Annotated in this window: 20 protein-coding genes; 15 read left to right on the plus strand and 5 right to left on the minus strand. The window is 41.5% G+C overall.

Annotated features, from left to right (window positions below; genetic code table 11):
- Positions 1 to 173: 173 nt before the first annotated feature.
- Together PTRA_RS03435 and PTRA_RS03440 are read left to right on the plus strand one after the other, a co-directional pair.
- Positions 174 to 1,346, plus strand: a complete 1,173-nt coding sequence (locus PTRA_RS03435) for an NRAMP family divalent metal transporter (protein ID WP_418055005.1) — start codon at positions 174 to 176, stop codon at positions 1,344 to 1,346.
- A 356-nt stretch (positions 1,347 to 1,702) separates the two neighbouring features.
- Positions 1,703 to 2,284, plus strand: a complete 582-nt coding sequence (locus PTRA_RS03440; RefSeq protein ID WP_058372696.1) for an outer membrane beta-barrel protein — start codon at positions 1,703 to 1,705, stop codon at positions 2,282 to 2,284.
- A gap of 204 nt (positions 2,285 to 2,488) precedes the next feature.
- Here the strand turns inward: PTRA_RS03440 and PTRA_RS03445 are convergent, their stop codons facing one another.
- Genes PTRA_RS03445 through PTRA_RS03455 form a run of 3 tightly spaced genes read right to left on the minus strand, consistent with a single transcriptional unit; the run spans position 2,489 to position 4,825 of the window.
- Complete coding sequence (locus PTRA_RS03445) at positions 2,489 to 3,676, minus strand: vWA domain-containing protein (RefSeq protein ID WP_058372697.1); 1,188 nt, start codon at positions 3,674 to 3,676, stop codon at positions 2,489 to 2,491.
- A gap of 1 nt (position 3,677) precedes the next feature.
- A complete protein-coding gene (locus PTRA_RS03450; protein ID WP_058372698.1) occupies positions 3,678 to 4,526 on the minus strand; it encodes an AAA family ATPase in 849 nt (282 codons plus the stop codon).
- 59 nt (positions 4,527 to 4,585) lie between these two features.
- Positions 4,586 to 4,825, minus strand: a complete 240-nt coding sequence (locus tag PTRA_RS03455) for a DUF1653 domain-containing protein (RefSeq protein WP_058372699.1) — start codon at positions 4,823 to 4,825, stop codon at positions 4,586 to 4,588.
- Between the two features lie 60 nt (positions 4,826 to 4,885).
- On the opposite strand from PTRA_RS03455, the gene PTRA_RS03460 reads away from it, so the two are divergent.
- The 11 genes from PTRA_RS03460 (at position 4,886) to rpoS (ending at position 12,484) form a co-directional block, all read left to right on the plus strand.
- On the plus strand, positions 4,886 to 5,365 hold the full coding sequence (locus tag PTRA_RS03460) for a DUF2947 domain-containing protein (RefSeq protein WP_058372700.1): 480 nt from the start codon (positions 4,886 to 4,888) through the stop codon (positions 5,363 to 5,365).
- A 75-nt stretch (positions 5,366 to 5,440) separates the two neighbouring features.
- Positions 5,441 to 6,073, plus strand: a complete 633-nt coding sequence (locus tag PTRA_RS03465; RefSeq protein ID WP_058372701.1) for a hypothetical protein — start codon at positions 5,441 to 5,443, stop codon at positions 6,071 to 6,073.
- A 49-nt stretch (positions 6,074 to 6,122) separates the two neighbouring features.
- Positions 6,123 to 6,401 (plus strand): cell division protein FtsB, encoded by a 279-nt coding sequence (ftsB, locus tag PTRA_RS03470; RefSeq protein WP_058372702.1) that lies wholly within the window; start codon positions 6,123 to 6,125, stop codon positions 6,399 to 6,401.
- 1 nt (position 6,402) lies between these two features.
- The gene (gene ispD / locus PTRA_RS03475; RefSeq protein ID WP_058372703.1) at positions 6,403 to 7,104 is read left to right on the plus strand and encodes a 2-C-methyl-D-erythritol 4-phosphate cytidylyltransferase; all 702 of its coding nucleotides are present in this window, start codon (positions 6,403 to 6,405) and stop codon (positions 7,102 to 7,104) included.
- Positions 7,101 to 7,598 (plus strand): 2-C-methyl-D-erythritol 2,4-cyclodiphosphate synthase, encoded by a 498-nt coding sequence (gene ispF / locus PTRA_RS03480; protein WP_011327382.1) that lies wholly within the window; start codon positions 7,101 to 7,103, stop codon positions 7,596 to 7,598. The genes ispD and ispF overlap by 4 nt, the downstream gene beginning before the upstream one ends.
- A complete protein-coding gene (gene truD, locus PTRA_RS03485; protein ID WP_058372704.1) occupies positions 7,595 to 8,644 on the plus strand; it encodes a tRNA pseudouridine(13) synthase TruD in 1,050 nt (349 codons plus the stop codon). Before ispF ends, truD begins: the two co-directional genes overlap by 4 nt.
- Positions 8,625 to 9,389 carry a 5'/3'-nucleotidase SurE gene (gene surE / locus PTRA_RS03490; protein ID WP_011327384.1) on the plus strand — a complete coding sequence of 255 codons (765 nt, stop codon included), beginning with the start codon at positions 8,625 to 8,627 and terminating at the stop codon, positions 9,387 to 9,389. The genes truD and surE overlap by 20 nt, the downstream gene beginning before the upstream one ends.
- Complete coding sequence (locus PTRA_RS03495) at positions 9,379 to 10,017, plus strand: protein-L-isoaspartate(D-aspartate) O-methyltransferase (RefSeq protein ID WP_058372705.1); 639 nt, start codon at positions 9,379 to 9,381, stop codon at positions 10,015 to 10,017. The genes surE and PTRA_RS03495 overlap by 11 nt, the downstream gene beginning before the upstream one ends.
- A gap of 9 nt (positions 10,018 to 10,026) precedes the next feature.
- Positions 10,027 to 10,605, plus strand: coding sequence for a YqaA family protein (locus tag PTRA_RS03500; RefSeq protein ID WP_041454351.1), 579 nt, complete (start codon positions 10,027 to 10,029; stop codon positions 10,603 to 10,605).
- A 41-nt stretch (positions 10,606 to 10,646) separates the two neighbouring features.
- Complete coding sequence (locus PTRA_RS03505) at positions 10,647 to 11,471, plus strand: peptidoglycan DD-metalloendopeptidase family protein (protein ID WP_058372706.1); 825 nt, start codon at positions 10,647 to 10,649, stop codon at positions 11,469 to 11,471.
- Between the two features lie 38 nt (positions 11,472 to 11,509).
- Positions 11,510 to 12,484: an RNA polymerase sigma factor RpoS gene (gene rpoS / locus PTRA_RS03510; RefSeq protein WP_011327388.1), complete on the plus strand. Its 975-nt coding sequence runs from the start codon at positions 11,510 to 11,512 to the stop codon at positions 12,482 to 12,484.
- Between the two features lie 72 nt (positions 12,485 to 12,556).
- Here rpoS and mutS read toward each other — a convergent pair whose 3' ends face one another.
- Positions 12,557 to 15,142 (minus strand): DNA mismatch repair protein MutS, encoded by a 2,586-nt coding sequence (mutS, locus tag PTRA_RS03515; protein ID WP_058372707.1) that lies wholly within the window; start codon positions 15,140 to 15,142, stop codon positions 12,557 to 12,559.
- A 21-nt stretch (positions 15,143 to 15,163) separates the two neighbouring features.
- On the opposite strand from mutS, the gene PTRA_RS03520 reads away from it, so the two are divergent.
- Both PTRA_RS03520 and recA read left to right on the plus strand, forming a co-directional pair.
- Positions 15,164 to 15,652 carry a CinA family protein gene (locus tag PTRA_RS03520; protein ID WP_058372708.1) on the plus strand — a complete coding sequence of 163 codons (489 nt, stop codon included), beginning with the start codon at positions 15,164 to 15,166 and terminating at the stop codon, positions 15,650 to 15,652.
- A 67-nt stretch (positions 15,653 to 15,719) separates the two neighbouring features.
- Positions 15,720 to 16,763: a recombinase RecA gene (gene recA / locus PTRA_RS03525; protein WP_058372709.1), complete on the plus strand. Its 1,044-nt coding sequence runs from the start codon at positions 15,720 to 15,722 to the stop codon at positions 16,761 to 16,763.
- Positions 16,764 to 16,850: 87 nt separating this feature from the next.
- Here recA and PTRA_RS03530 read toward each other — a convergent pair whose 3' ends face one another.
- The gene (locus PTRA_RS03530; protein ID WP_058372710.1) at positions 16,851 to 18,971 is read right to left on the minus strand and encodes a TonB-dependent siderophore receptor; all 2,121 of its coding nucleotides are present in this window, start codon (positions 18,969 to 18,971) and stop codon (positions 16,851 to 16,853) included.
- Positions 18,972 to 19,052: the final 81 nt, after the last annotated feature.

Genomic DNA, 19,052 nt, shown 5'->3' on the forward strand with positions numbered 1-19,052 from the left:
CCATTATTTATTAGCTTCGTTTTACCCCCTCATTTATTAATACTCTTCAGCTTTCATTTTGCGTTAAAACTCTGTAATTTATTCATTATTATAAATAAACAGTAAGTACACACATGCGCTCTGTAGTATCAAATTGGCAAACTCGCTTAAATGCATTGGGGCCGGGAATTCTAATGGCAACCGCTGCAATTGGTGGTTCACATTTAGTGGCATCAACTCAAGCGGGAGCCATATTTGGCTGGCAATTATTTTGGCTTATTTTAGTAGTAAACGTTTTAAAGTACCCATTTTTTCGCTTTGGCATGGAGTACACACTCGCTACCAAAAATAGCCTAGTAGAGGGTTATAAAAGCAAAGGGCCATTTTATTTTTACAGCTTCATTATCCTAAATGTTGTTGCCGCTATCGTTAATACCGCAGGCGTATTATTACTCACCGCAAGCTTGCTGCATTACGCACTACCTATCACAATAGAAATAACACTGCTGTGTTGGATTTTACTTGGCGTATGCTTAACCATACTTTTGCTAGGGCACTTTAAAGCGCTAGATAACGTGGCAAAAGGCATTATGGGGCTACTTACATTAGCAACATTAATAGCACTTGCTATTGCCTTTAGTAATGGCCCAATGGCACCTGCTGACTATGTAGGCCCTTCGCCGTATGAGTTGGCCATGCTTAGCTTTATGGTAGCATTAATGGGCTGGATGCCCGCCCCCATTGAAATATCCGCACTTAGCTCACTGTGGTTAAAAGAAAAACAAGCACAACAAACAATATCTAAACGCGAAGGCTTGTTCGACTTTAACGTGGGTTACTGGTTAACCGCAGGCTTAGCACTGGTGTTTTTTAGCTTAGGTGTATTAGTGCAATACGGGCAAAGCAGTAATATAGAACTCGGCGGAGTCGCTTTTGCCAAACAGCTTATTGATATGTACGCACTTACCATTGGCGAGTGGGCAAGGCCGCTAGTATCAGCCATTGCTTTTTTATGTATGTTTGGCACCACATTAACGGTACTAGATGGTTACGCGCGTACTTTAAACGAATCGCATAAATTACTTGGTTTTAAGCAATCAAAACACAGCTTAAATACATGGCTAATACTGCAAGCACTTGCTGGTATGGCGGTTATTTTATTTTTTGAATCAGCCTTAGGCCCTATGCTTACCTTTGCCATGACGCTGTCATTTGTAACCACCCCTATATTTGCTTGGCTTAACTTTAGCCTAGTGCGCTCCGAGCCCAGCATTAAACACGGCGTACTACTTAAAAGTTTAAGCTGGGTGGGGCTGCTGTACTTAGTTGGTTTTTCTGTGGCATTTGTTGTGTGGATTATGATGTGATTTTAGGCAGGAGGAGCAAGGTTGGAGGGTTCATAGTTAAACGAGCTATATGAACTTTTCAGTTACAGATATTGTGAAGTTCACTTGATGCAGATAAACACGTTGTTTATAAGTAGATAGTCAACAGCGAATTACTGACAGTAAATAATTATGATGTTTAAAGTCAAAAATTACCGCTTTGACAGCCGTCGTCTCAAACCTTGAGTACAGTGCTAAATAAAAAGTAACAAGCGACGGCAATTCAGTAATTAATGCAAGTGTAACTTTATTCTGGTTTTTTAATCCTGCGATTGCTATCAGTTACGTGCTATGTATAATCTTAAGCTTATTAAAGGATACACTCAAAAGGAAGTACTATGAAAATGAATAAAGTTTCACTCTTACTATTAACTACTCTTGTTGCGAGTCCTATAGCATTCGCAAAAACTCCTAACTTTAACTTTGTTTCTGGCGGTTACCTAGATGGCGATATTGATGGTGAAGGCGCAGATGGTTGGACAATAGATGGTAGTACGCTAGTAAGCGAGAACGTGTTCTTATCTGGTCAGTATCAAACCGTTGGTGATTCAGAGAACGGTTTAGATGTAGATATAAATTGGCTTAGCGCAGGGATTGGGTATCGTACGGCAATTAGCGCCAGCACCGACTTTTATGGTTTGGTGACGTATGAAAACCTTGAGGCAGAAGCATCATATCGCGGTAACAGCGCTTCGGAAGACGAAAATGGATATGGCTTATCTGTTGGGGTTCGTTCAATGGTGAGTGATAGCATCGAGCTGGATGGACGCTTGGGTTACATCGATATTGCAGATGAAAGTGAGACATCTATCTCAGTAGGTGCACGCTTTCATATGAATGAGAATTTTTCATTCGGTGCTAATTATACGTCATTGGATGATGTGGATTTAATTAGTGCAACAGTGCGATATAGTTTCTAAATCTGAATACTAGCTTTATCTAAGCGCACTAAATAAGTGCGCTTTTTGTGTCTAACCCATACTCGTTTGCGTTGATTTTGCTGCGCTCAACCCAAGCTGTGTAAAAACTAACCGTCACAGTAACATGTAGCATTTACTCCATTATCACGCCTATAACTGTGCTAAACAGTATGAACATCGACCACACTTCATCAAACGCATTGTTTAACTCAGCTCTTTTATCGCTCTACTTATTCCATCTAAACTCAGCGCATACATGCGGTTGTTCATTAACTCTTTTATAAAGCCAATTGATTGATAGTACGGCCAGTGTTCAACGGGTTGTGGGTTGAGCCACGCTACTTTATCAAAGTGGTTTGTTATATGTGATAACCATACACTGCCAGGCTCTTCGTTATAGTGCTCTACCGAGCCGCCGGGGTAGGCTATTTCGTACGGGCCCATGGTGGCATCGCCCACAAATATTACTTTGTAGTCGCTGGTAAATTTATTAATTAGCGTCATGGTGTCGATAACGTTTGAGTGGCGGCGTTCGTTGTCTTGCCAAACATTTTCGTACAAGCAGTTATGAAAGTAGTAAAACTCTAAGTGTTTAAACTCGCCGTGGGCGGCGCTAAATAATTCTTCGCAGGTATGAATGTAGTCATCCATTGAGCCGCCAATATCAAATAGCATTAATACTTTTACCGCATTGTGGCGCTCTGGTGCCATTTTTACGTCAAGCATGCCGCCTTGTTTTGCGGTAGCGCGAATAGTCTCGTTTAAATCTAGCGTGTCGCTTGCGCCAGTGCGGGCAAATTTACGCAGTTTTTTAAGGGCAAGTTTAATAGTACGCGAGCCAATTTCACGGTCGGAGTCTAAATTGCGATATTCGCGTTTATCCCACACTTTTACTGCTTGGCGGTTACGGTTGCCGTCTTGGCCTATGCGTACACCTTCAGGGTTGTAGCCATAAGCACCAAAAGGGGAGGTGCCGCCGGTGCCAACCCATTTATTACCGCCTGCGTGGCGTTTTTGTTGCTCTTCTAAGCGCTCTTTAAGGGTTTTCATTAGCTCATCGAGGCCACCCATGGCTTTTAGTTGGGCTTTTTCTTCATCGCTGAGATTTTTTTCAAACTCTTTACGCAGCCAATCTTCTGGTAAGTTGTGCTGCTGCTTTAAACTCTCGAGTAAGTCTAAGTCTGCAATACCACTAAAGTAGTCGCTAAAGGCTTTGTCGAAGCGATCAAAGTGGGTTTCGTCTTTTACCATTATGGTGCGTGCTAAATGGTAAAAAGCGTCTACGTCGGCAAATATAACGCTCTTTTTTAAGGCGTTAATTAAATCAAGCAACTCGCGCAGGCTTACCGGTAAACGGTATTTACGCAGCGTGAAAAAAAACTGTACTAACATGTTAGCGACGGCTCATAAACGCGAGTTTTTCGATTAGGCTTATGTCTTGCTCATTTTTAAGTAATGCGCCAAACATTGGCATTAAACCGCCTTTTTTAGCTTTGTCGTGCAGTGTTTTTGCGTCTATGTCTTCTGCCATAAGTAACTTTAACCAGTCGAGTAATTCGCTGGTGGATGGCTTCTTTTTAAGGCCGTTTGCTTCGCGTAGGTTAAAAAACACTTCGAGTGCTTGACGTACTAAATCTTGCTTAACATTAGGGTAGTGCACGTCAATAATTTGCTGCATTTCATCGGCAGATGGAAAGTCTATGTAGTGGAAAAAGCAGCGGCGTAAAAAGGCGTCGGGCAGCTCTTTTTCGTTATTAGAGGTGATGATCACAATAGGGCGCTCTTTTGCTACCACTCGCTCGCTGGTTTCGTAAACATGAAACTCCATTTTATCGAGTTCTAACAGGAGATCGTTTGGAAACTCAATATCGGCTTTGTCTATTTCATCTATTAATAATACCGGGCGTTTACCGTGTTGGTCGGCGTAAGTAAATGCTTGCCACAGTTTGCCTTTAACTATGTAGTTACTAATATTGTGTACGCGCTCGTCGCCTAACTGGCTGTCGCGCAGGCGCGAAACTGCATCGTATTCATACAAACCTTGCTGCGCTTTGGTGGTCGATTTAATGTGCCACTGAATAAGTTCGGTATCTAAACTTTTTGCCAGCTCTTCAGCTAGCATGGTTTTACCTGTACCCGGCTCACCTTTAATTAAAAGTGGCTTTTCGAGCATAATAGCCGCGTTTACAGCTTGCTTAAGCGCAGAGCTGGCGATGTAATTGTCGGTTGAATTAAATTGCACTTTATTACCTTCTTTTCGTCACAGGTCAGATGAGTTTTTATAATCCTATCATGCCATAGTTAATCGGCTTCACCAAGGTAGCTAAACCGAGGAATAGTTTTGCCATCTTTTTCAACTGTTTCGCTAAACATTTCTAAAGGGCGTGCCCATATACCAAACTCACCGTATAGCGCTTGGTAAATTACCAGTTGCTCGTTGGTTTCGCTGTGAGTGGCTACATAAAGCACTTTGTACTGTGGCCCTTTGTAGTGTTGGTATAATCCTGATTTGAGGGAAAGTGGTTTTATTGCTGTAGTCATGTTTTGATCTCTTGTATAATTTGTTTCTGCACTTTTAATGCTAACTAATTTGCCAATACTATGAACTATATTACGCTAGATGATTACAAAAAAGCATGGGTTTTTCGCCATAAAGACATGCCTGTTTCAGCCGATGATGCTGCAAACATTAAACCAATGAGCCTTGAGCGCGCAGCTGTACTGTGGACAACTATGGTGAGTCGTGAGTTTGATCACCCTGATTTTTTTGATAAAACAGATTGGTGTGGTCAAGATGAAAGTTATAGCCAAGAAGTAAACTGGGAAAGCGCATGGGAAAACGGCGATGAACAACTTCCCGAAGCCATTTTAGCGCATTTAGATTGGCAAGCTAATACCACGGTTTATTTTTGCATGGCACGCGACAATATTATTGAAACCACCTTTGATGTGTTTAAACGCAACTGGCAAAACTTTATGTTTTTAGCCGACGGCAGTTTACTTATAGGTAAAAAACGCAATACCGTAGTGCAGTTTTTAGAGTCGGGCATTGCTAAATTAGGTGAAAAGCCAAGCGCTTAATTTAGCACTCGGCGCTTAAAAATTACGCAGTACTGTGTTATAAAACATTTACCTAAGTGTTTTTGAGTACGGCAATTGGCAGCAAAAAATGAGCCTGTTGGCGCGCCACAACAAGTTGAAATGTGGCAAGCCGATGCAAAAAAAGTGTTATATGCACAATTGTGTAATGCATTTTATCAACGTGAGGTTCAGCGTTTAGTCGCTGAGCCTAATAGCGATAGGCTGCGTCGCCAATTAAAAAGCCTACCTTATTACATTGAACGTGCTGCCACATTAGTTGCCAATACAAGCTCGCCTTTCAAACTAGATTCGCAAAATGGCTCTTGGCTTGCAAAGCAAAAACCGACCCCACCAGAGATTAACATTCAAGCAAATGAACTTTTTTATCAACATAATGCCAAAGTCGGGTTAATAATCCCTATTTTAGTGCGTAGTGATGAGCAAATTCGCGTTAGAATAGACAGCCTAGACCAAGTAAGCGACAATAAAGTGCATTGTAATGAGCTAGGTTGGTTTGCGTTTTCGGGGCAGGGGCTTGAGCTGCCAAACGCGCAATTATTAACGCCGAGTAAAATGTCATTAACCGCGGCGTGTTGCGGGCATCAATGGCAGTTTTCAAAACGCTGTTTGCCACGGGTTTTATCGCTGCGCGAAATGCTACTGGCAGGAAATATAAATTGGCGCAATGTAAAACGACTACAAACGTAACTTGATTAATTAAATAAGTTTATTTGAATTTAAAAATAAGGAGTGTTAAATGCGGTTTTTTCAGGTTGGCTTGTTATGTTTAGCACTGTTTGTGCAGTATAGATTGTGGTTTGGCCATAATGGCGTACAAGACTACACACGTTTAAAAAGTGCGGTTGCATCTCATTTACACACTAACGAAAAATTGATTAAACGCAATAAAGTATTAACCGCCGATATAGAAGATTTAAAGCTTGGCCATGAAGGCATAGAAGAGCGCGCACGTAACGAATTAGGAATGATTAAAGCGGGCGAAACATTTATACGTGTTTTACCAGCTCAACAATAATATGACAAATAAACCAACTATAGCTGCCATTATACCTGCTGCCGGAGTGGGTAGTAGAATGCAACATAATGCGCCTAAACAGTATATTAAATTAGCAGGTAAAACTATTTTAGAGCATACGCTCACAAAATTATCTGCTTTAGCGCAGCTTAATACAATTGTTGTAGCCCTAAATGAAAACGATCCTTACTTTGAGCAATTGCCAGTGATTGATGCGCGCATTGTGCGTACTTGTGGCGGTAAAGAGCGTGCTGATTCTGTTTTAAACAGTTTGCTTTTTTTAGCCGCCAACCCGCCCGACTGGGTACTTGTGCACGATGCTGCCCGCCCGCTAGTTACTATTGACGACATAAATACACTTATAAATGAGTGTATAAACGCCGACGAAGGCGGAATTTTAGCCAGTAAAGTAAAAGACACTATAAAACGTGGCCATATTTATGCTGAGCAAACCGTACCCCGAGATGATTTATGGCAAGCCCTTACCCCGCAGTTTTTTAAATACGAAGATCTTAAAAATGCGCTGCAAAATGCACTGGCAAGCGGCGCAGTTATTACCGACGAAGCAAGCGCCATTGAATGGGCTAGCAAGCCAGTAAAATTAATACCAGGGCGTAGCGATAATATTAAAATAACCACTCCTGAGGATTTAGACTTGGCTGGTTTTTTACTTCAAAAACAACAAAACGAGAATGCATTATGATACGAATTGGTCATGGTTTTGACGTGCATAAATTTGGCGGTGTTGGCCCATTAACTATCGGCGGCGAAAAAATTGATTATCCGCAAGGTTTTTTAGCACACTCTGATGGCGATGTTGCTATTCATGCACTGTGCGATGCTATTTTAGGCGCACTTGCAATGGGCGACATTGGTAAACATTTTCCAGATACGGCCAGTGAATATGAAAATATCGACAGCCGAATATTACTGCGTCATGTGGTTAGCTTAGCTAAAGAGCAAGGCTATGTATTGGGCAATGGTGATGTAACTATAGTGGCACAAGCGCCAAAAATGTTGCCACATATTCAAGCTATGCGTAGCAACCTTGCAAGCGATTTAAACTGCGAACTATCGCAAATAAATGTTAAAGCTACTACCACCGAAAAGCTCGGTTTTGAAGGGCGAAAAGAAGGTATTTCGAGCCATGCAGTGGTAATTATGAACAAAGAGTCAATGAGTAAAACAAACGCATGAGCGATTTAAATTATTTATACGGCGCACCGTTATCAAAAGCTGACTTTAAAACCACAGCCGAAGACTTTATGGTAGATGAAGACTTAGGGATTGAGTTTACCGGTAGCGGCGAGCATGTATGTTTGCAAGTAGTAAAAAAAGGCGAAAACACCCAGTACGTAGCAAAGTTAATTGCGCAGCGAGCTGGGGTGTCACCACGTGATGTAAGTTATGCCGGGATGAAAGATCGCCACGGAGTGTGTTCGCAGTGGTTTAGTGTAAAAGTACCCATTAAAAAGCCAATTGATTTTAGTGATTTAAACAGCGAAAGCGTGTTTGTTGTATCGCAGCAACGTCACGAACGTAAGCTGAGAACCGGCTGTCATAAAGGTAATAAGTTTACTATTACGCTGCGTAATGTTACCGACCCTCTGGATATTTTGTGCCGTATTAATGCGGTACGCAGTGGCGTGCCTAACTATTTTGGCGAGCAACGCTTTGGCCGTGATGGTCATAACCTGGTAATGGCTGAAAAAATGTTTGCAGGTGAGCGTATTCGCGATAAAAAATTACGCGGTATTATTATTTCTGCAGCGCGCTCGCATGTATTTAATCAACTCGTAAGTTTACGAGTAAAGGAGCATGGTTTAGCTAAAACCATGCACCGTGAAGTATTTATGCTCAGCGGCAGTAATGCCTTTTTTGAAGACGCTATTAGCGATGAGAATATAGCCCGCTTAGCCTCTGGCGATATTATGATGTCGGCACCTATGGTAGGTAAAAGCGAAAAAGGGCTTACCGAACAAGAAAAAGTATGGCTTGAGCCTTATCAGTCTTGGTGCGATGGTTTAGGCGAGTTAGGGCTTAAAAATGAGCGCCGAATGCTGCGTTTAATCCCGCAAGATTTTAGCGTAGAAACCATAGATGAAAGCACTTTAAAGTTAAGTTTTGGTTTACCAAAAGGCTGTTTTGCTACGGCATTATTACGTGAGCTGGTGGATTACACTGATGCAAGCCCACGCGAGCGAAAAGAAAAGGACAGCAAAGATGAAGATCCTATTAAGTAACGACGATGGTGTAGGCGCTAAAGGTATTGCGGTGTTATATCAAGCATTAATGCAAATTGCCGAGGTAACTTTAGTTGCCCCCGACCGTAACTGCAGTGGTGCAAGTAACTCGTTAACTTTGCTTAACCCACTGCGTGCTACAAAGCTTGAAAATGGCTTTATATCGGTTAATGGTACACCTACTGACTGTGTGCATTTAGGCGTTAACCAGCTAGTTGATGAAATGCCCGACTTAGTGGTCGCAGGTATAAACCACGGCGCTAATTTAGGTGACGACACTTTGTACTCAGGCACGGTAGCTGCTGCAACCGAAGGTCGCCATTTAGGTTTGCCCGCTATTGCAGTGTCTTTGTGTTCGCACCATGGCGAGCATTTTGAAACGGCAGCAGCAGTAACTATAAGTATTATTAAAGGTTTAGCGTCGCATCCGCTACCAAAAGATCAAATTATAAATATTAATGTACCCGACATTCCTCTAAGCGAATTAAAAGGTGTACAGGTAACGCGTTTAGGCGCACGCCACAAAGCTGAAACCATGACCAAGCAAACCGATCCTTGGGGTCGAGATATTTACTGGTACGGATCTTTAGGGACAGAAAGTGATGCCGGTGAAGGTACCGATTTTCATGCAATTAATAACGGCTATGCCTCGGTTACCCCACTGAGTGTTGATATGACCGCTAACGAGAGCATTAAAGCGGTAGGGGAGTGGTTAGCTGATTTGGAGATAAACCGTGCTGGCTAATTATACTCGCAGCGCCAAGGCGCTATCAGCGCTATTACAGCGTGAAGGTGTTGAGGATACGCAAGTACTAGATGCGATTGCACAAATACCACGACATATATTTGTGGGTGACGTGCTACAACATAAAGCGTATCAAAATACTGCGTTACCAATAGGGCAAGGGCAAACTATTTCCCAGCCTTATATTGTGGCGCGTATGACCGAACTGTTGCACTTAGCAGGTGTGCGCGACAAGGTGCTAGAAATAGGCACGGGATCGGGCTATCAAACGGCAATATTGGCTAAAATATTTACCAAGGTTTACTCAGTAGAGCGTATTAAAGCATTGCAATGGCAAGCTAAGCGTCGTTTACATCAGCTCGATTTATATAATGTGGCAATGAAGCATGGCGATGGCTGGCAAGGTTGGGAGTCGCAAGCGCCGTTTAACGGCATTATAGTCACCGCAGCTGCGGCTAAAATCCCGCAAGATCTATTAGCTCAATTAGCTGATGGTGGTGTGTTACTTGCCCCGATTGGTGAGCAAGAGCAAAAATTAACAATGGTTATTCGCAATGGCAATAACTACACAGAACACGTAATTGCGCCGGTTAGATTTGTACCGCTAGTCGCTGGTGATATTGAATAGGAATTCATTTTGAAGTTGTTTACTAAATTATACGATATGGCTCTAGTGTGGGCTAAGCACCGTCATGCAGAGCGTTATTTAGCTGCAATGAGCTTTGCAGAGTCTGTGTTTTTTCCAGTTCCTCCTGATGTAATGCTGGCACCAATGTCGCTTGCTCAGCCTAAAAAAGCATGGCGGTTTGCAAGTTTTGCCACTATAGCGTCTGTTGTTGGTGGCATAGTAGGTTATTTACTCGGCTTTTGGTTATTTGAACCGGTTGTTGAGCCACTTATAGTACAAATGCACTGGCAAGATAAATTTGATATTGCACTTGATTGGTTTAAAAACTATGGCGTGTGGGTGGTGTTTATAGCGGGTTTTTCGCCTATTCCTTATAAAGTATTTACTATAGGCGCAGGGGTATTACAAATGGCATTTTTGCCGTTTTTAATTGCGTCTGCAGTAGGGCGAGGCGCTCGGTTCTTTTTAGTTGCTGCACTGATGAAGTGGGGCGGTGTTAAAATGGAGCAAAAATTACGTCAATACATTGAAGTGCTTGGATGGGCAGTTGTGCTTTTAATTGCAGTTGCATACATTTTATTACGTTAAGTACTATAAAATAATGTTATTAACATAAGGAGCTAAATACAGTGAATAAACAAATAAAATGTTATGTTGCTTTATTTATTAGTATTTTGCTCTTTGCTTGCTCGTCTAACCATGTTCCGGCGCCTGTCAGTAGTTTAAATAATGATGTTAATAATTACGGCAGAAAAATTAACATTAATGGCGATAAATATACTGTTCAAAAAGGCGATACACTTTATTCTATAGCATTTAGTGCAGGCCAAGATGTTAGAACCTTAGCAAAAAACAATTCAATACCAGCACCTTACACAATATTCCCCGGGCAGAGTATTTCCTTTTCTGCCATAGCAAAAAAATACAAAAAGACAAAAAAATATACTCCTTCTATTAAAAAAGTCGCAAAAACTTCACAAAAAAATAACAATAAATCAAAGAAAGAGCTTGATAAGCCTAAACAACGAGGGTATGTTCAGAAACAAGCCAATAAAAAAATTAGTAACTCTAAGCATTTGTCGAGTAGTAAAGTGCAGTGGTTTTGGCCAGCAAAAGGCAAAATAACACAACGCTTTTCGAACAAGGAAAATGGCTACAAAGGCTTACAGATTGCTAATAAAAAAGGGGCTGACGTTTTAGCCGCCGCACAAGGAACAGTGGTTTATGCGGGTAATGCGCTTCGAGGTTATGGTAGTTTAATTATTTTAAAACATAATGACGACTACTTGAGTGCTTATGCACACAACTCGAAACTACTTGTTAAAGAAAAACAGGAAGTTAAGGCTGGACAAAAAATAGCAGAGATAGGAAATTCAGAATCTGCGGTAACGGCACTTCGTTTTGAAATTCGCTACCGAGGACAAGCTGTAAATCCTGCTAAGTACCTTCCCTAATTTTTAAAGATATTGATAACTTGCTCAGGAGAAGTCTTATGGCTGATGCAGCAAAAGTTGATAAAAACACCCTCGTAGATAATAAATTAGATGAAACTGCTGTTGATGATGATTCAACACCGCTGCTTGAAGCTGTGGATGATGACGTTTTTGTCAAAGAAGAAGTCACTAAAAATTTAGATGCTACTCAGCTTTATTTAGGTGAAATTGGTTTTTCTCCGTTGTTAAGCGCTGAGGAAGAGGTGTTTTTTTCTCGTAAATCTTTAAAAGGGTGCGAAGCGTCTCGCAAGCGCATGATTGAAAGTAACTTGCGCCTTGTAGTAAAAATTGCCCGTCGTTATAACAACCGAGGTTTAGCGTTACTTGATTTAATTGAAGAGGGTAATTTAGGCTTAATTCGCGCCGTAGAGAAGTTTGATCCTGAACGTGGCTTTCGATTTTCTACTTATGCAACATGGTGGATACGTCAAACGATAGAACGCGCCATTATGAATCAAACGCGCACTATTCGCTTGCCAATACATGTAGTAAAAGAACTTAACGTATATTTACGTACCGCGCGCGAGCTAACTCAAAAATTAGACCATGAGCCAACCGCCGAAGAAATAGCAGCTTGTTTAGATAAGCCGGTTGAAGATGTCACCAAAATGCTGCGCTTGAATGAAAAAATAGCCTCGGTTGATATGCCGATTGGCGGCGAAAACGATACCGCTTTGCTCGATATTATTGCCGATGACAACAATGTTGGCCCTGAGGGCGAAGTACAAAATAACGATATGAATAAACACATTGTTGACTGGTTAGGAGAGCTAAATCCAAAGCAGCGTGAGGTATTAGCCCGTCGCTTTGGTTTATTAGGCTATGAGCCATCAACGCTTGAAGATGTTGGCCGCGAAATAGGGTTAACCCGTGAACGCGTTAGACAAATTCAGGTAGAAGCATTACGTCGTTTAAAAGATATTTTGCAACAAGAAGGCTTAAGTACAGAGAGTTTATTTGAGCACTTTGCGTAAGTTTTAATAAAGTACCATGTTATGTGTAAAAAAGCTGAAGGTTTTATTCTTCAGCTTTTTTTTGTTTGTAAATTAAAGAAGTGCTTTTAATTTATAGAGTAAATCGTGAGCTTGGCGCGGTGATAAGTTATCAGGATCGATAGCCGTTAACTGCAATTCTACTTCAGAAGGGCTAATTTGTTGGGCTTCATTATTAAAGGTAAATGCTTGCTGCTCAATATTAGGCGCAGTGACACTTTGGTGATTTTCGAGTAATTTAAGCTTTTGTTTTGCCTGATTTATTACAGACTTGGGTACGCCAGCAAGTGCAGCAACTTGTAAGCCAAAACTTTTACTTGCTGCGCCATCAAGTACCGTGTGCATAAAGGCAATGGTGTCGTTATGCTCTATGGCATCAAGGTGCACATTTACTAGCCCAGGCGTTTGCTCTGCAAGCTCGGTTAGCTCAAAGTAGTGGGTGGCAAACAAGGTTTTTGCTGATATTTTTGACGCTAAATGATCGGCAGTAGCATACGCAAGCGAAAGCCCATCGTAAGTACTGGTTCCGCGGCCAATTTCATCCATTAATACCAAAGATTGCGCTGTGGCATTATTTAAAATCGTAGCGGTTTCGGTCATTTCTACCATAAAGGTAGAGCGGCCAGAGGCGAGATCGTCACTTGCGCCAATACGAGTAAATATACGGTCAATATTGCCTATTTTAGCGCTGTCTGCGGGTACGTAACTGCCAATATGAGCCATTAGTACTATAAGTGCAGTTTGGCGCATATAGGTTGATTTACCACCCATGTTTGGCCCGGTAATTATTAACATTTTACGTTGTGCATTTAGCTCTACTGGGTTGGCAATAAAGGGTTCTTTCATTACTTGCTCAACTACAGGATGACGACCTTGTTTAATGCTTATGTTGTCGTTATCGCAAAGTATTGGCTTAGCGTAGTTAAGTGTAAGTGCACGCTCTGCTAAGTTATTTAGCACATCTAAGTCGGCAAGGGCGGCTGCCATTATTTGTAATTGCTCAATATGCGGCGCAATAAATCTAAATAGCTCTTCGTAAAGCTGCTTTTCCAGTGCTAATGCTTTTGACTGGCTGCCAAGTACTTTGTCTTCGTGCTCTTTTAGCTCAGGAATAATGTAGCGTTCATTATTTTTAAGTGTTTGGCGGCGAATATAATCGGCAGGTACTAAATGCGCATTGGCGCGACTTACTTCAATAAAAAAGCCGTGTACTCGGTTATAACCAATTTTAAGGGTGCTAATTCCTGTACGTGCACGCTCTCGTAACTCTAACTGATCAAGCACATCGGTTGCGCCTTTGCTTAAGTTACGCCATTCATCAAGCTCGCTGTTATAACCTGGGGCAATTACCCCGCCGTCGCGAATAAGTACCGGCGGGTTTTCGATTACTGCACGCTCTAATAGCGCTTGTAAATCAGGTAGCTCAGGCGATTGCTTAATAATGCTGGCTATGCGCGGATCGCTGGCATCGTTTAATAAAGTATGCAGCGGTGCAAGTGCTTGTAAGGCGCTGCGCAGGCGAGTTAAATCGCGAGGACGAGCAGTGCACAAAGCAAGGCGGGCAATAACACGTTCTACGTCGCCAATTTCTCTTAATGATTCGTGTAGCTCACCACAAAGCTGTACCTCTAAAATTGCGCTAATCGCGTTTAGCCGCGAGTTTAGCTCGTCTTTATTACGCACTGGGGTATGAATACGGCGCTTAAGTAAACGAGATCCCATAGGGGTTGCTGTTTTATCAAGTACTTGCGCTAGCGTATTTTCAAACCCACCCGATAAATTAACGGTCAGCTCTAAATTTTTACGAGTAGCAGCATCTAAAATAACGGCATGCTCGTTGTGCTCAAGAGTAATGGCACGAATATGGGGTAATGCAATACGTTGGGTGTCTTTAACGTATTGCATTAAGCAACCTGCGGCAACTAAGGCGCTGTGGGCTTTATCAACGCCAAAACCGACTAAATCTTTTGTGCCAAATTGCTCACACAATAAATGCTGAGCGGTGTCTAAATCAAACTCCCATTCAGGGCGGCGGCGCGCACCTTTAATGTGCTCAATTAAATGAACATTTTCGAAGCTTTCGCTATACAGTAATTCCGCAGGGGCGAGGCGTTGGATAGTTGAAGTAAATGCTTCGTCGGTATTAACTTCTACAACATTAAAGCGACCCGAGTTAATATCAAGATATGCAATGCCATAAGTTCCTTTTTTACTCTGCCATACGCTGGTAAGTAAGTTGTCTTGGCGCTCTTGCAGCAAGGCTTCATCAGAAATTGTACCCGGGGTGACAATACGCACCACTTTGCGATCAACAGGCCCTTTACTGGTAGCCGGATCGCCCACTTGTTCGCAAATAGCAACAGATTCGCCCATTTGCACCAAACGGGCTAAATAGTTTTCTACGGCATGATAAGGTACACCGGCCATAGGAATAGGATCGCCACCGGCTTTACCGCGCTGAGTTTGCGAAATATCGAGTAATTGAGCGGCGCGCTTTGCGTCATCAAAAAAGAGTTCATAAAAATCCCCCATCCGATAAAACAATAAAATATCGCGATGCTCTGATTTTATTTTTAGATACTGCTGCATCATAGGGGTTTGTTGTTTTATAGTGTGTGGAGCATAAAGATCAAACGACATGTATTTACCCAAAGGCTGAATATGGAATTACATCAAGAGATTAAAACACTTGCTGCGCAATTAGGCGCTATTTTAACGGATAAATGCTTATGGATCACTACTGCTGAGTCATGTACTGGTGGCGGGGTAAGTTATGCACTTACCGACACCCCTGGAAGCTCTGCCTATATTGACCGTGCATTTGTAACTTACAGTAACCAAGCAAAGCAAGATTTACTAAATGTAAGTGCCGCCACATTAACGCAATATGGGGCGGTAAGCGAGCAAACGGTGCGTGAGATGGCTTTAGGCGCAATTGCAGTAACTAATGCCGATATTGCGATTACTGTATCGGGTATTGCAGGCCCAGGAGGAGCAACCCCAGATAAGCCGGTAGGCTTAGTATGGTTTGGGCTACACATTAACGACAAACAGCTGGCATTTAAGCAAGTATTTACCGGCGATAGAGCACAGGTTAGACTGCAAGCTATTGTATTTTCTTTAAAAACTATAATAGAGCAGATAAAATAATAAAATTAACTTGATACTGTGATTTCATACAGTATACTTGTCGCATTAGCTGGATTTGGAGAGTAAAATGAACGATAACAAACAAAAAGCGTTGGACGCGGCTTTATCACAAATTGAACGTCAATTTGGTAAAGGCTCAATTATGAAATTGGGTGATAACAAAGCGTTAAACATTGAATCTGTATCTACAGGCTCATTAGGTATCGATATTGCCTTAGGCATAGGTGGCTTACCTATGGGGCGTATTGTAGAAGTATATGGCCCTGAGTCGTCTGGTAAAACAACGCTTACTTTGCAAGTTATAGCTGAAGCACAAAAAGAAGGCAAAACATGTGCCTTTATTGATGCTGAGCATGCTCTTGATCCAGTTTATGCACAAAAGCTTGGTGTAAACATAGATGAGCTTTTTGTATCGCAACCAGATACTGGTGAGCAAGCACTCGAAATTTGTGACATGTTAGTACGCTCAAGCGCGGTTGACGTAGTTGTTATTGACTCGGTTGCAGCACTTACACCAAAAGCTGAAATTGAAGGCGACATGGGCGATTCGCACATGGGCTTACAAGCACGTTTAATGTCGCAAGCATTACGTAAGCTAACAGGTAATATTAAACGCTCGAACACCTTATGTATTTTCATTAACCAAATCCGTATGAAAATTGGTGTAATGTTTGGTAACCCAGAAACAACAACTGGCGGTAACGCACTTAAGTTTTACGCATCGGTACGTATTGATATTCGTCGTATTGGTTCGGTAAAAGAAGGCGACGAGGTTGTTGGTAACGAAACCCGGGTTAAAATTGTTAAAAACAAAGTAGCACCGCCATTTAAGCAAGCCGAATTTATCATTATGTATGGTGAAGGTATTTCTAAACAAGGCGAGCTAATTGACTTAGGTGTTAAGCATAAAATTGTTGAAAAAGCAGGTGCTTGGTATAGTTACTGTGGTAACAAAGTTGGCCAAGGTAAGTCTAATTCAATTAAGTTTTTAAAAGAAAACCCAGAAATTGCAGACGAAATTGAAGGCAAGTTACGCGACATGCTTTTACTAAAAGCAACTATTGAACCAGACGATGGTGAAGATAAGTTAGGCGATGAAGCTGACCTTTAAGCAATATTAAATAATTTAAGCTTGATTTGACCCGAGCTTTAAAGCAGCGCTAACCAGTAATGGTTAGCGCTTTTTTTTGGTTTAAATTTACAACTGCCAATTTACAGATAGAGCGTAGTTACGCGGTGCACCGTAGTAACCTTGAGCCCAATACAAGCTGTGTAAGTATTTTTCACCTGTGGTGTTATTAATATTAAAAGTAACGCCTATATTTTCACTCAATTTATAAGTTGCCATTAAATCAAGTAATCCGTAGGCATTTTGCTTTGTAGTCACGCTTGCGATTTTGTTAGCATCTTTGATTTGGACTCGGCTTGTTGAATCTTGCCAGCGATAATTTGCACCAAACGATAAACCATCAATGAAAGGAACTTGGTAGATTGCTGCAACCTTGAGTTGATTCTCTGGGGTGTAATCTTTTACTGTGTCATCGCCATCAATGCTTAAATTACTAAAGCTAATGCTTGCACTCAAGTCATCTGTAAACTTACCGCTTAGCTCTACTTCAAAACCATTACTGTTAATACCATCTGCTGCGTAGTAACGAGTATCGTCGGGTAATGAGTTAGGTATAGCGATAGCAAGGCCATCTTGTTTTGTATCAAAATAAGCAAGTGTTACAAAAACTTGCTCGTCTAAAAGTTGGGCTTTAACACCTAGTTCGCTACTTTTACCAGTAATAGGCGCCAGTTGGTTGGCATTTATATCAAGCTCCTTTTGCGGCACAAATGTTTCTGTGTAGCTTGCATAAGCCGATAAAGACTCGTTAAAGTCATACACAGTGCCAATGTAGGGTATTAGCTGTGAGTCACTTTGTGTTTGCGCAACGCCATAAGCTGTGCCTGTTGTTTTCCAATCAGTATAGCGTACGCCAGCTAGTAGGCTTAAAGGTTCGCTTAATTTGATACGAGTTGAAATATAAGCAGATTTTTGCTCATTAGTTATATTGCTACCATTTACACTGTCTGTAAGTGTTGCTTGTGGTATTACCCCATCCCACGTTTTAAGTGACGGCATTGCCGGAAAACCATTCCCTGTGGTGTAATCGTAAAGGGATTGCTCGTTGTAATCCATTTTTGCTTGGCTAACACCCAATGACAAGTCGTGTTCTTGGCCAAATAAATCAAATTTACCACTCGCATATAGATCAAATAAATCGTGCTTATCGTTATAATCATAACGGCTTGCGTAACCGGTTAAACCAAGTTCAGTGTCTTTATCAGGGGTACCGTATACATAAAATAATTCAGAGTCTTGCTCGTTTTCAACATGAGCGTAACGCGCTTTAGCAACCCATGTTGCAGATAAATTTTGTTCAATCGTTACATATACTTGCTCGGCACTGTTATCCCAGTAAGACCAGTCAGCGGCGGTGCTCGTTGATTCGTCATAGTCTGTGGGTGTGCCATCGGTATAATAAAGTGGTAGTGCCCCCCAAAGTGGGCTATCGGCATCTTTTTGTTGATTAACGTAGTTAACACTTAGCAGGGTGTTATCGGTTAACTTTCCCTCGTAGGCTAAATAAATAACGGTTTTATCTGTTTCGTAGCGATCTAGATATGAGTCGGCTTTTTGTTTGGTAAATACAGCTCTAACAGCATGCTCTTCATTAATAGGCGTTGATACATCTAAATCTAAGCGTTTTTTATTCCATGAACCGTACGAAACAGATGCATTAGCTTGGGTTATATAAGTTGGTTTTTTTAGCACCATGTTTACAGTAGCAGAAGGATTACCTGCACCTGTCATTAAACCATTCGCGCCACGAACTATTTCTACTCGGTCGTAAATTGAGGTATCAAGGCTGCCTTGAATTGACCCCGAGCTTTGTGGAATACCTAAACCATTAACTTGAAAATTTGTGATGTCAAAGCCACGGGCTTTAAAATAAGTACGATCGGTTTCTATTTGCTCTACCGTTACACCCGGTGTGCTTTCTAGTACTGCGTTTATATCATCGAGTGAAAAATCATCCATTAAAGCGCGAGAAACAACTGAAATAGACTGCGGAGTTTCTTTTATGGTTAAACCTAGTTTGGTTGCCGATTGTGCTTCTTCGGTAATATAGTTTTTATGATGTTGACCATACACAGCAATTTTTTCAATTTGCTGCTGGTTTTTATCGTTTTTTGCAAATGCATGCCCAGATAAAATTAAAGAGGTAATAAGGCTTAGTTTAGATAAACGCAAAACTTTAGAGGACGACATGGTGTTTTCCAAAAGGTTCAAAAATAAAGCGCTTAACTTAATCTAAATGATAGTGATTTGCAATTGCATTGTGGATTTTAT

It is taken from the genome of Pseudoalteromonas translucida KMM 520 (genome assembly GCF_001465295.1).
Lineage (GTDB): Bacteria > Pseudomonadota > Gammaproteobacteria > Enterobacterales > Alteromonadaceae > Pseudoalteromonas > Pseudoalteromonas translucida.

Coding starts and splice junctions, on each gene's coding strand:
- mutS (WP_058372707.1), bottom strand. CDS start 15,142: ATGTCGTTTGATCTTTATGCTCCACACACTATAAAACAACAAACCCCT.
- PTRA_RS03445 (WP_058372697.1), bottom strand. CDS start 3,676: ATGTTAGTACAGTTTTTTTTCACGCTGCGTAAATACCGTTTACCGGTA.
- PTRA_RS03460 (WP_058372700.1), top strand. CDS start 4,886: ATGAACTATATTACGCTAGATGATTACAAAAAAGCATGGGTTTTTCGC.
- PTRA_RS03520 (WP_058372708.1), top strand. CDS start 15,164: ATGGAATTACATCAAGAGATTAAAACACTTGCTGCGCAATTAGGCGCT.
- truD (WP_058372704.1), top strand. CDS start 7,595: ATGAGCGATTTAAATTATTTATACGGCGCACCGTTATCAAAAGCTGAC.
- PTRA_RS03455 (WP_058372699.1), bottom strand. CDS start 4,825: ATGACTACAGCAATAAAACCACTTTCCCTCAAATCAGGATTATACCAA.
- rpoS (WP_011327388.1), top strand. CDS start 11,510: ATGGCTGATGCAGCAAAAGTTGATAAAAACACCCTCGTAGATAATAAA.
- surE (WP_011327384.1), top strand. CDS start 8,625: ATGAAGATCCTATTAAGTAACGACGATGGTGTAGGCGCTAAAGGTATT.
- PTRA_RS03530 (WP_058372710.1), bottom strand. CDS start 18,971: ATGTCGTCCTCTAAAGTTTTGCGTTTATCTAAACTAAGCCTTATTACC.
- PTRA_RS03440 (WP_058372696.1), top strand. CDS start 1,703: ATGAAAATGAATAAAGTTTCACTCTTACTATTAACTACTCTTGTTGCG.
- ftsB (WP_058372702.1), top strand. CDS start 6,123: ATGCGGTTTTTTCAGGTTGGCTTGTTATGTTTAGCACTGTTTGTGCAG.
- ispF (WP_011327382.1), top strand. CDS start 7,101: ATGATACGAATTGGTCATGGTTTTGACGTGCATAAATTTGGCGGTGTT.
- recA (WP_058372709.1), top strand. CDS start 15,720: ATGAACGATAACAAACAAAAAGCGTTGGACGCGGCTTTATCACAAATT.
- PTRA_RS03435 (WP_418055005.1), top strand. CDS start 174: ATGGCAACCGCTGCAATTGGTGGTTCACATTTAGTGGCATCAACTCAA.
- ispD (WP_058372703.1), top strand. CDS start 6,403: ATGACAAATAAACCAACTATAGCTGCCATTATACCTGCTGCCGGAGTG.